Here is a 12,529-nt window from a genome sequence, read left to right as displayed (position 1 = left end):
CCTATGGTGCAACTGCTTTTACAACTTATTCATGCATCACGTTGCGATCCACCGGGTGATGTACAGAAAATCCCATTACCGGACGGTCGATGAGCGTTGCCAGAGGCAGAATCTTGAGGTGCTTCTCTTGAATGCCGGATAAAATCCGCTCGACTTCCACCAGCCAGTGTCGGGCCTTCTCTTCGTCTCGAGGCCAGATGTCATGCAGCATGATAATATCGCCTGATCGAAGACTTTTGAGTATTTTTTGGGACAGCTTCGACACCTGCCGGTTGCCTCTGTCTCCCGCCCGCCGGTTGAAATTGACGGCGTACATGCCCAGTCGATCGAGAATGTCTCCAAGTTTTGGATTGGTCACCCCCACGGGCGGCCTGAAGGTGCGGGGCACGACGCCGAGGCGATTTAGCACGCGTTGGGTTTTGACGATCTCTGCATTCAGCGCCGCGCCGCCCTTAAGCATGATGAAGTTGTCATGGCTGTAGGAGTGGTTTCCGATGGTATGGCCCAAGGATAGCATCGAGCGGATCAGGTCGGGATATTGCTCGGCCCGGCAGCCGTTTACATAGAAGGTGGCCCTGGCATCATATTTGGCAAGCAATTTAAGCAATTGGGGTGTTGAGGCCGGATTGGGTCCATCGTCAAAGGTGAGCGCGACTGCGCATTTCTCCGGCAAGCCGCGACTGACAACCGGCAGGAAAAGACTGCACGCCGGCATCAATGGTGCGGCAACGCATACCATGATAAACATCAGCAGGGGCAGCGCAGCCAAAAGCGGGCTGAAGATGGCCGTCAAAAGGGCCAGGCATATGGCGCTGAGGCCGATGCGTGCGGCTGGAGAAAGGCTTCTCAGACGGTGCATCCCAGGGATCAGCCGGCGTGGTATCATCGGATTGCGCCCAGAAAGAGCAATGCCGCGGCAAGCACATGGGCGCTGATGACCACAATTTTGTTGCGGTGATAAAATTCATTTCTTTTCTGTATGGCGCGCAGGCCGCCGCAGAACCGGCGCAAGCGATCGAGGGCCAGATAGCGGTCGTTGTCCGATCGTGAACTGCTTTGGAAGGCTATGGAAGGGTAAAGGGCATAGGTTTGCCTGTCCTTGAGATCCTTGAGGAAATCGTCGTAGGCCACCGACTGCCAGGGATGCCGAACGAGGAACTCAGCAAAGCGTCGGTGAATCAGACAGGCGTGGGTCAAACTCCGAAAGCCGACCTGCAGGATCGACGAATAGGCGGTGCATCTGCTGTATAGGACCATGCAGCCCAGAAGCAGCATGTGCCAGCGGTCGTGGGTGTGGATAAAGTCCATACAGCGGGTCAGAATTTCAGGCGTGACGCGGTCAAAGACGACGTCGTCTTCAAATATGAGAATCCGCTCGGCTCCCGCTGCCAGACCCCTTTTCAAGCACAGAAGGTGGGATTCATAGATCCCCTGCTCACAGTTTGCGGGATGCTTGTCCACAAGGAGGAACTCAACCCGTTCGGCCAGGCCCACCCTGGCGAACTGGGCCCGGGCTTGCGCTTGCCGATCGGTCCTGTTGATCAGTGAAATGCAGTATATTTTATCAACGCCATTCCAGGTCGCTTGCATTATCATTCCTAAGCACATATATGGAAAAAAGTGCCGGGCCGGTCATCAGCGGAACTCTTTGTGTACATGGCGGCATCAAAAAATTCAACCTGATTTGACGGGGTCGTTCAGCCATGCGCAAACGCCTGGTCAAGGTGATGGCGCCGTCCGCAGGCCTTTAACCAGCCATTGAAGAGAACGCCAACCTCAAGAGTCGAACAAGGTGTCGCGTGTGAGAATCGTTCTGGTGCACCCCGCCGGATCCAACTGGCTGCCCGGCAAAAAAGATTTTGCCGCCGTGGCCAATCGAATGGCGCCCCTTGGCCTGCTTTCCATTGCCGCCTTCCTTGAAAAGGAAGGGCACGATGTGGCCGTCATCGACTGCCTGGGCCCCCAGGCCGTGTCCGGCACCCAGGCCACTGTCAACCAGATCCTGAGCCATGACCCGGACCTGGTGGGTTTTTCGGCTACAACCTCCGGTTTCCTGGATGCCTATGACCTGGCTGCCGGCATCAAGGCGGTTCGGCCGCAAATCGGCACCATTTTCGGGGGGGTTCATATTTCAGCACTGGGCGGCGTGTTGCTCGAGCAGTTTGAGGATGTCGATTATCTGGCCATGGGTGAAGGCGAGATCACCATGGGCCGGCTCGCCTCAGGCCAAAACCTGAGGGACATCAGCGGTCTGGTGTGGCGGCACGACAACCAGGTGGTCACCAATCCGCGGCGGGATCATATCCGCAACCTGGATGATCTTCCCTTTCCGGCCTATGAAAAGCTCGCGGGATTTCCAAAGGGGTATCGTCTGCCCCTGTTCAGTTACACCATGACACCCGGGGCCACCATGGTTACCAGCCGGGGCTGCACGTTCCAGTGCGCCTATTGCGACCGTTCGGTCTTCAACCAGGGGTATCGGTATAATTCGGCCGCATATATCTATGATCATATGCACTATTTAAGATCGCGGTTCGGTATCCGCCATCTGAACATCTATGACGACCTGTTCACCCTGAACCGCAGGCGGATTGCCCGCCTCTGCGAGCTTTTGATGAGAAAACCCCTGGGGATCCAGTTTAATTGTGCTGTCCGGGTGGGCCACGCCGATGATGACCTGCTGCGCATGCTCCACCAGGCCGGGTGCCTGATGGTCTCTGTGGGCATCGAATCGGGGGATCCGGATCTGCTGGAAGTCCACAAGCCGGGGGTCTATCTGGATGGGGTTCGGGATACGGTCCATCGGATCAAGTCGGCCGGTTTGAGAGTCAAGGGGCTGTTCATGATGGGGCTTCCGGGAGAGACGCCGGCCTCCATTCAGAAAACCAGCGACTTTGTGATGTCGCTGGGCCTCGATGATATGAACATGTCGAAATTCACGCCCTTTCACGGCGCACCGGTATGGAAAACCATATGTGATGAAGGTACGCTTGAGGAGAATTGGCGATTGATGAACTGCCTGAACTTCGTCTTTATCCCCAAGGGCATCGCATCGAAAGCGGCCCTGGATCAGCTTTATAACACCCATGTCAAACGGTTCTATTCCGACAAGGCATGGCGCAGGACGTTTGTCAAGCGCCTCTGGCAGCACCGCCGAAGCCTGGGGTATCTGTTGGCCCATCTGCCTGGTTTTCTCAATGCCATGCGGACCTTTGAACCCACAAAAGACGCATGAATTTCCATGGGCTTGGTTGACATGATTCCGTCTTGTGCGGTTTGACCCGAACCCATACGCGCGACCCGGATGTCTGCGTTACAAGGTGGTTTGGGGATCCAGCCAGACGTAACGATAACCATCCAGGTCCAGAGGGGCGCCCGGCGCCAGGCGACGTCCGGAAACTAGATCGGCCGCCCCGTTTCCGAACCCGATTTCTTTTAACAGCTCAACGGGCATAAGCTGCGGGTTGTCTGAGAAATTGTTCACGATGAGTACCCGCCGTGCGTGATGTTGGCGGGCATAGGCAAACAGGTGGGGATTGCCCGCGTCAACAACCTGCATGCCGCCGTTGTAAAGTGCAGCCAACGTTTTACGAATTCCGATCAGTTTTACCAATTCATTGTAGAAACGCCATTCCAGGGTGTCCGCATCGGTTAGATCATCGCGGGCCTCCCATCTGCGCTTGGACCGGTGCACCCAGCGACTGTCACCGGCCTTTGCCGGATCGGACAGGTAGGTATAGTCGTTCAGCGCACCCCACTCGTCGCCCAAATAGATCAGCGGTATCCCTCCTGCGCTGAGCATGATGCTGCGCAACAGATTGATCCGTCGCACGGCGTATTCAATGAGCCGTTGATCCGCCTGTTCCAGTGCCTGCTCCAGGCCGGCCAAAGAGGCCAATGTCCCCGATATCCGCAAATCTCCGGTATCCGGATTGAATTGAAAAGATATCCCTCGGGCAAATGAATTTTCATACCGGCCGGTATAAAAGGAGTTTAGAAATTGTCGATGACCGACCGGGTCGATGCCGACGCTGCGGGCATCGCTATCGTCAAATGTCCAGCCGATATCATCGTGGCAGCGAAGGTAATTGACCCACGCGCAGCCCTGGGGCAGGCGGCTGCGGTGGCGCATGACATGCGCCAGCAGTTTGACCTCTCGGGTGGCCAGGGCCTCCCACAGCAGTGCCATCAATGTCGGATTATAGGAAAGTCGGCATTCGTTTTGACCAATATATTTGATCACTTCATCGGGATGAACGATGGCTTCGGATTTGAATAGCAGGGCCGGTGCGGCGATGCGCGCCAGGGCGTTAAACGCTTGGACGACCATGTGTGCTTCGGGTTGATTCTCGCAATCGGTGCCCAAACGTTTCCAGATAAAGGCCACGGCATCCAGTCGAAAAATGGTCACACCCTGGTTGGATAAGAACAGCATCTCCTTGAGCATGGCGCAAAACACATCCGGATTGCTGTAATTCAGGTCCCACTGATAGCTGTTAAAGGTGGTCCAAACCCATTTTTTGAGCGGGTCATGCCAGGTAAAACTGCCCCGCCTCACCGTGGGAAAGATGTCACGCAGGTGGCGCTGATACTGATCGGGCAGCCGGCGATCATCGAAAAGATGATAATAAGCCTGAAAATCAGGATCACCTGCCTGAGCCCGTCTGGCCCATCGATGCTCGTCAGACGTGTGGTTGAATACAAAATCGAGAACCAGACTGATCCCCTCCTGGTGCAGTATGCGGGCGAGCTGGGCAAGCTCTTCCATGGTGCCGATATCCGGATTGATGGATCGATAATCGCTGACGGCGTAGCCGCCGTCGTTGTCACCATGGGGCACGGCAAACAGCGGCATGAGGTGCAGATAGGTTATGCCCAGCTTTTTAAAATAGGCCATGTGTTCGTGCAGCTTGGACAATCTGGTGCTGAACAAATCAACGTACAAGACCCCGCCGACCATGGATTGGTTCTGAAACCAGTCGGGATCACGCTCGCGTTCATCATCCAGCACTTTCAGGTATGCAGGCCGCTCAAGCCAACATTTTGCAGCTGCATGGGTTATTTTTTCCAGATGATAATAAAAATCGTATTGCCAGCCATACAAGTGGTGGAGCAAGGTAAACAGTTGCTGCCAGTGGTGTTTCAGACGATCCTCGAAAACAGCCCATTCCTTTGGATGTGAACCGTCTTCAATCGCCAGGTCTTGTTTCAGTCGAGAGAGAATCCGGGCCAACGCCCTGGGGGCGTGGGCAGTGATCCAATCATTGCTGACCATCTAATTCCTCCGTTGATACCCGCCGGTTATTTCTCAGGTTGATTGTCCCGTTGATGAAGCGACAGTATAAACGGATTGGAGAAATTTTTCAAATTCGGGGTCTGAACGCGACCAGCCTGCATCAGCGTTGCAGATTGGCCGGGGGCTGGCACAGGCGGCCTGATGGCCGGGCAGTGGGAAACGGCAGGCACCACAAGTCCATTGGATCTCAGGATAGATCTCGACGGATTAAAAGCGGTGGTTTGAATGGGGGTTGATTCAAACAAGGATCGGTGAATTTTGCGCCTTAACTTCCTGGCCCCATTGTGGATGGGCCGGGTGTTGAACCTATTCGTTTCCATTGTTCTTCCGGTATACCGGAAGCGAAATGCTGAATGTGGTGCCCTCTCCCAGGCGGCTTTCCACCTTGATATCGCCGCCGTGGTCCTTGATGAAACCGTAGCACACCGACAAACCCAGACCCACGCCTTTGACGCTGTCGGTCTTGGTGGTAAAGAAGGTTTCGAATATCAGGTCCAGGTGTTCTTTTTTAATGCCCACACCGTTGTCTGTAATGGTGATGTGCACGAAGTAGTTGTCCCCTTCGGTGACCACCGTCAGGCGGCCGCCTTCGGGCATGGCATCGCGGGCGTTGGAGATCAGGTTTAAAAATACCTGGCGAAGCTGGTTTTTGGAGGCAAACACATTTCCGAGATTGTCGGCGAAGCTGTGCACCACCTTGATCGAGTGCTCCCAGAGCTGTTTTTCATATAAAAGCAGAATTTCGTCCAGGATCGTGTTGATATCCACGGGGGACCGTTGCTCCTGATCCGGTTTGGAAAAGGAAAGCATCTTGCGCAGCATATCCGTGACCCGCACGGTTTCAGACAGGGACATCTCCAGCAGCTTGCGGCGTTTGTTGCCGGTCGGAATTTCGGTCTTCATCAATTCCAGGGTGTTCATAATTCCGTAGAGCGGGTTGTTGAGTTCGTGGGCGATCTGGGAGGTGAGCCGGCCCATGGCGGCCAATTTTTCCGATTGCAGGAGCTGCTCCTGGGTTTTGTGAAGCTTGCGCTCCATGCTCAGCCGTTCTTCCAGGTCGACGAAAATCCCCACCGAGGCCATCTCCTTGCCGGTCTCGTCGTAAATGATGTTGGCCGAGAGGCTGCCTTCCACCGAACGTCCGTCCTTGGCCCTAAAGGTTATGGGATAAGAGCGCAGCTTGCCCTTGCCGCCAAAGTCGGCGCTGCGCATCATCTGCATCACTTTGCGGGCCATGTCTCCAGGATACATCTCTTGCACCTTCATCCGGTCGATCGTCTCGGATGCCGCATAGCCGAGGGTCTCTTCGGCACCCTGGTTCCAGATGATGATGTCGCCCTGCATGTCCGTTCCGATGATTGCGTTGGGGGAGCTCTGGATGACGTTGTTGAGAAAATCGTGGGCATTTTTCAACTCCTGTTCCATTTTTTTGCGCTGGGACTGGTCCACACAGATGCCCTCGTAGCCCTTTACGCCGCCCTGGGCGTCGTAGCGCACATGGGCGGTGAGCATAACGGTAATGGGCGTGCCGTCTTTTTTGCGGAAATCCACTTCGTAATCGATAACCCGCCCGTTCTTCTCGATCATCTGCTGGAAGCGGGCCCGCTCCTCGGCCTTGAGGTAGATGTCCCGGGCCAGGTCGAGACCAAGAAATTCGTCTTTGTCCGCATAGCCCAGCATATCCAGCAGGGCCGGGTTGGCATCCAGGAAGCGGCCCTCCTTGCTGCTGATGTAAACGCCGGCGGCCACGTGTTCGAATAGGCTGCGAAAGCTCTCCCGGGAGACTTTGAGCCGGTATTCCTGGTCTTTGCGCTGAGTGATGTCGCGGTAGATGCTCAGCTTGGAGATACTGCCGTCGGTGTTGTGCAGGGGTATCTCCAGCAAGTCGTATGTCTTTTCCACCATGGGCACATAGACCTCTTCCTGCGTGCTCTGGCGGTTGTCAAACACCTCCCTGGCCCGGCACCAGGGGCAGGGGGCCTTGGCGTGGTTGATCACCTCATGGCATTTCTTGCCGACGCCGTCGCCGAATACCCGGATCATGGCCTTGTTCATGAACTCGACCACATAATCGTCGTTGACGATGTAGATGCCGTCGGCCATGGCATCCAGAACAGTGGTCAGGCCGTGGGCTTGGGTTACGTCCATGGTTGCCTCTTCATTTTCACACGCGAGGTGCGGGCTTGGTGGTTGACGCATCGCTGCCCAGCGGTCCCAGCGCCTTCACCGTGGCCGTCATCTCCCGGGCGATGCGTGCAAATTCCGGGGCCATGGCCGAGGAGAGATTGAACATCTGCACCCGCGAGCCATCGATGCCGATCGCTTGCAGGGTTTTTTTCACCGCGGCAACTTTTTTCCGTGTTCTCCGATTTCCTTCCAGGAAATGACATTCTCCATCCATTCACCCGGCCACATAAATGCCGTCGGCGCCGGCCTCAAAACCCTTGAGCAGATGAATCACATCCACCCGGCCCGTGCAGGGCACCTGAACCACCTTGATGCTGGCCGGGTAGGCCAGGCGCATGGAACCGGCCAGGTCGGCGGCCGCATAGGAGCAGTATCTGCAGCAAAATGCCAGGATCTGGGGATCGTTGGTAGCGGTCATTTCTCCCTCCTGATTTTCTTATTTGTGGTTTCACCCGGGCAGGCACCGAGGCCTGCCCCAGCGTGGGCCATGCGGGTTCTGCGATCGGTTTTCCGACCACAGTCCTCACGCTTTTCCCCTCCGTCCTAGGCCGCCAGGAACAATGCCTCGATCTTGGCGATGAGCTGGTCGTCGGTAAAATGGGCCAGGGTAATGGCCTTGCCCGGACACTCGGCCACGCAGGTGCCGCAACCGTGGCACTGGGCCGGATCGATGACCGCGTGGCTGTGTTCGTCCACCTGGGGGATGTCGTAGGGACAGGCCCGCACACAGGTGAGGCAGGCGGCGCATTTGCCCGAATCGATGGTTGCAACCACACCGCCGACCATGATGGCATCCCGGGAGAGCAGGGTCATGGCACGGGCCGAGGCGGCCTTGGCCTGGGCGATGGTCTCTTCCAGGGGCTTGGGATAGTGTGCCAGACCGGCCAGGTAGATCCCTTCTGAGGAGAATTCCACCGGCCGCAGCTTGGCATGCGCCTCCACCAAAAAACCGTCGGCGTTGACCGGCACTTTGAACAGCTCGAACAGTTCGCGGTTGGCGTTGGGCACCACACCGGTGGCCAGCACTAGCAGGTCGGGCCTTAGACGCACCGGCAGACGCAAAATGGGATCGGTTGTGTCGAGCACCAGGTGGTTGTCGGCGTCGGCGGCCACCTGGGGCGGGTTTTCCGCCTCGTAGCGGATGAACAGGATGCCTGCTTCCCTTGCCGCTTTGTAAAGATCTTCGCGGAAACCGTATGCACGGATGTCCCGGTATAGGATCGTGACCCTTGTTTTGGGGCTTGTTTCCTTGATGGCCAGGGCGCTTTTCAGGCTGTGGGTGCAACAGATCTTGCTGCAGTAAGGACGATTTTCGTCGCGAGATCCGACGCACTGGATGAAGGCGACACTTTTGGACCGGAGCAGCCGGTTGTCCTTGTTGGCCACCGCTGCGTCCATATCCAGGTGAGTGAGCACGTCGGGGTGGTTGCCGTATAGGTAGAGATTGGGTTTATATTCTCCGCCGCCTGTGGCCAAGATGGTCGCCCCGTGGGAAATAACCGTTTCCGTCGCGTTAGGGGAGACCAGTGTGGAGTAAAAGTTGCCGATGCTGCCGGTGGTGCGTATTACCCGCGTCTGGGTGAACAGCTGGATGCGCGGGTGGGTTTTTACGCGCTGGATGGTGTCGGACAGGTAGGCGGCGATGGGTTCGCCCTGCCAGGTGGTGTTGAGCAGGTTGGCCACCCCGCCTAACTCCGCGCCCTTTTCAACCAGTACCACGTCGGAGCCCTGGTCGGCTACACCCAGGGCAGCTTCCATACCCGCCACGCCGCCTCCCACCACGAGGGCGGTCTTGGTGATGGCCAGACTCAGCTGGTGCAGTGGTTCGATGTGAGCGGCCTTGGCTACGGCCATGCGCACCAGATCCTTGGCCTTGGCGGTGGCCCTGGCCGGTTCGTTCATATGCACCCAGGTGTTCTGGTCACGGATATTGGCCATTTCGAACAGGTACTTGTTCAGACCAGCATCCCGGATGGTCTCCTGGAAGAGGGGTTCGTGGGTGCGGGGGGAGCAGGATGCCACCACGACCCGGTTGATGCCCTTTTCGCGAATGATCGCTTTCATGTGATCCTGGGAATCCTGGCTGCAGGTGAACAGGTTGTCTTCCACGTGGGCCACGTGGGGCAGGCCGGCGGCATAATCGCGGATTGCCGGCACATCGGCGATACCGCCGATATTGATACCGCAGTTGCAGACGAAAACGCCGATGCGCGGACCCTGGTCGGATACGTCCAGCTCCGGGGGCAGTTCACGTTTACGGGTCAATGTCCAGCGGGAATCCGACAGCAGACCGCTGGCGGTTGCGGCGGCGGCGGAAGCCTCCATGACCGAATGGGGTATGTCCTTGGGCTCCTGGAAGGCGCCGCAAACGAATATGCCCTCCCGGTTGGTGCTTACCGGTGCCAGGCAGCGGGTCAGCGCGTGATTGTAATGGTTAAGATCGACGCCCAACCGGTGGGCCAAAGATATGGCGCTGGGGTTGGGTGCCAGGCCCACGGATAGGACTACCATGTCGAAATGCTCATCCACACAATTGCCCGACTCGGTGGCGTAAACGATTCGCAGATTGCCGTCATTGGCCGGAAAGACTGAGTGGATGCGTGAGCGGATATGGCGCACCCCGTGCTCTTCCCGGGCCCGGATGGTATATTTGTCGAAATCCTTGCCGAAGGTGCGCATGTCCATGAAGAAAATGGCTGTATCCAGCTCCTCGTCACTGTGTTCTTTGGCGATCACCGCTTGCTTGTTGGCGTACATGCAGCAAACTGACGAGCAGTAGCCGTTGTCGCAGGCATTCAGGTCCCGCGACCCCACGCACTGCAGCCAGGCGATCTTTTTGGGCGGCTGATCGTCCGAGGGCCGTACCAGGTGCCCGGCGTAAGGGCCGGAGGCGGAGAGGATGCGCTCGAATTCCAGGCTGGTGACCACGTTGGGGTGGGCGGCATAGCTGTAGGCCTGGTAAACGGAAGGATCAAAGGGGGCGAACCCCGGGGCCAGAATGACGGCCCCCACGTTGATTTCATGGAGCTGGTCGGCCATGTCGTGGCATACCGCCCCGGCCAGGCAGGCCGATACGCACTGGTAGCACTCCGAGCAGACACCGCAGGCCAGGCAGCGCTGGACCTCTTTTTGTACGGCCGCTTCGTCAAGGCCCAGCTGGACCTCGTCGAAGGTTGTTTTTCTCTTATCCGGGTCGGCCATGGGCATCTGCTGGCGTGCCAGGGGAACCGCCGCGCCGAGGTCCACATCTTCCACCGGGACCAGGGGCGTTTTGCGGCCGGCCTTGAGATCTTCGTTGCCCAGGTAACGCCGGATGGACTCGGCGGCGGTTTTGCCGGCGGCAATGGCCTCGACCACGGTTTTGGGGCCGCTGACGGCATCGCCGCCCGCAAAGATGTCCGGATCACCGGATTGCAGGGTCAGCGGATCCACATTCATGGTACCCCAGTCACTGAGCGTACAGGCGCACTCATCGGTGAGACAGGCCCAATCCGACTCCTGGCCGATGGCCGGGACCACCGCGTCCACTGCGATGGTGAATTCGGATCCGACAATGGGTTCCGGGCGCCGCCGGCCGGAATCGTCGGGTGCCCCCAACTGCATGCGGATACATTCGACTGCTGTGACCCGGCCCGCCTTGGCGATGATCTGCACCGGGTTGGTCAGGGTCATGATCTCGATGCCCTCTTGGCGGCACTCCTCGATCTCTTCGACGCTGGCCGGCATCTCCGCTTCGCTGCGGCGGTAGATGATAAAAGGTTCCCCGGCGCCGTTGCGCAGGGCGGTTCGTACCGAATCCATGGCCACGTTGCCGCCGCCGATGACCGCCACCCGGTTTCCCAGGTCGATCTTTGCACCCAAATTGGTCCGCAGCAGGTAATCCACCCCGGGGAACACGCCCTGGTAATCTTCGCCTTCAACGCCCAGCAGTTTGCACTCCTGGGAGCCGATGGCCATGAAAAAAGCCTTGAAGCCCTGATCGCGCAACTGGCCCACGGTGACGTCCGTTCCCAGGTTAACCCCGGCCTTGAATTCCACCCCCAGCTGTCGCAGGACGGCAATCTCCTCGTCGATTATCTCCCTGGGAAGACGGTAGGCCGGGATACCCAGGGCCAGCATGCCGCCCAGCAGCGTATGCTTTTCGAAGACCGTGACCGCAAATCCCTCGATGGCCAGGAAATAGGCGCAGGCCAAACCGGCCGGCCCGCTGCCCACCACGGCCACTTTGGTTTCGCGGGACTCTTTTTTGGCGGGGACGAAGGTGATCCCATTCTCCCTGGCCCAGTCGGCCAAAAAGCGGTGCAGGGCCATGATGGAAACGGGTGCGTCCACCTTGGCCCGGGTGCAGGCCGTTTCGCAGGGGTGATGACAGACCCGGCCGCAGACGCCCGGAAAGGGATGCTCGCTGCGGAACAGTTCGAAGGCCTCTTTGTATTTGCCCTGGGCCATCAGGGCCACGCATCCTTGGAAACTGGGATTGGCCGGGCAGGCGGCCTTGCAGGGTGCCGTGCCCTTTTTCTCGATGGTATAGGCGCTGGGCATGGCCTGAGGGTAGCGCTTGAAAGCCGCCTTGCGGGCGCCCAGACCCTGGTCGAAATCGTTGGGTATCTCAACGGGGCACACCTTGCTGCACTCCCCGCAGGCCGTGCATTTTTCCATATCGATGAATCGGGGCCGTTGGCGCAGGGTGACGGTGAAATTGCCCGCTTGGCCGACGATCGACTGCACGTCGGTCATGGTGAACAGGTCGATGTTCAGGTGGCGGCCGGCCTCGACCAGCTTGGGCGAGATGATGCACATGGAACAGTCGTTGGTGGGAAAGGTCTTGTCCAGCTGGGACATGACGCCGCCGATGGCCGAATTCTGTTCCGCCAGGACGACCCGGTAGCCGGCGTCGGCCAGATCCAGCGATGCCTGAATGCCGGCGATGCCGCCGCCGACGACCAGCACCGAACCCGTGGTTGTTGTTGTCATGATTTTTCTCCTTCTTAAAGGCCGTGATCCGCCAGGTCAGGTCCCAGATAGGTGCGTTCGTTCTCGCCGAGG

At 58.1% G+C, this 12,529-nt stretch carries 7 protein-coding genes; 1 reads left to right on the top strand and 6 read right to left on the bottom strand.

Annotated features, from left to right (window positions below; translation table 11 throughout):
- Positions 1-25 precede the first annotated feature (25 nt).
- Both R6V78_RS03215 and R6V78_RS03210 read right to left on the bottom strand, forming a co-directional pair.
- Positions 26-859: a polysaccharide deacetylase family protein gene (locus tag R6V78_RS03215; protein ID WP_410287885.1), complete on the bottom strand. Its 834-nt coding sequence runs from the start codon at positions 857-859 to the stop codon at positions 26-28.
- A 23-nt stretch (positions 860-882) separates the two neighbouring features.
- On the bottom strand, positions 883-1,590 hold the full coding sequence (locus R6V78_RS03210; protein WP_410287884.1) for a glycosyltransferase: 708 nt from the start codon (positions 1,588-1,590) through the stop codon (positions 883-885).
- A 211-nt stretch (positions 1,591-1,801) separates the two neighbouring features.
- On the opposite strand from R6V78_RS03210, the gene R6V78_RS03205 reads away from it, so the two are divergent.
- Positions 1,802-3,235 (top strand): B12-binding domain-containing radical SAM protein, encoded by a 1,434-nt coding sequence (locus tag R6V78_RS03205; protein WP_410287883.1) that lies wholly within the window; start codon positions 1,802-1,804, stop codon positions 3,233-3,235.
- Between the two features lie 78 nt (positions 3,236-3,313).
- On the opposite strand, the gene R6V78_RS03200 is transcribed toward R6V78_RS03205, so the two are convergent.
- The 4 genes from R6V78_RS03200 to R6V78_RS03185 form a co-directional block, all read right to left on the bottom strand.
- Positions 3,314-5,275 carry an alpha-amylase family glycosyl hydrolase gene (locus R6V78_RS03200; protein ID WP_410287882.1) on the bottom strand — a complete coding sequence of 654 codons (1,962 nt, stop codon included), beginning with the start codon at positions 5,273-5,275 and terminating at the stop codon, positions 3,314-3,316.
- 327 nt (positions 5,276-5,602) lie between these two features.
- Positions 5,603-7,444 carry a PAS domain S-box protein gene (locus R6V78_RS03195; RefSeq protein WP_410287881.1) on the bottom strand — a complete coding sequence of 614 codons (1,842 nt, stop codon included), beginning with the start codon at positions 7,442-7,444 and terminating at the stop codon, positions 5,603-5,605.
- A 16-nt stretch (positions 7,445-7,460) separates the two neighbouring features.
- Positions 7,461-7,901 carry a hydrogenase iron-sulfur subunit gene (locus R6V78_RS03190; protein WP_410287880.1) on the bottom strand — a complete coding sequence of 147 codons (441 nt, stop codon included), beginning with the start codon at positions 7,899-7,901 and terminating at the stop codon, positions 7,461-7,463.
- A gap of 125 nt (positions 7,902-8,026) precedes the next feature.
- Complete coding sequence (locus R6V78_RS03185; RefSeq protein WP_410287879.1) at positions 8,027-12,457, bottom strand: FAD-dependent oxidoreductase; 4,431 nt, start codon at positions 12,455-12,457, stop codon at positions 8,027-8,029.
- Positions 12,458-12,529 lie beyond the last annotated feature (72 nt).

The organism is Desulfosarcina sp. (assembly GCF_046496365.1).
Classification (GTDB): domain Bacteria; phylum Desulfobacterota; class Desulfobacteria; order Desulfobacterales; family Desulfosarcinaceae; genus Desulfosarcina.
This window is presented reverse-complemented; position numbering and strand designations above follow the sequence as displayed.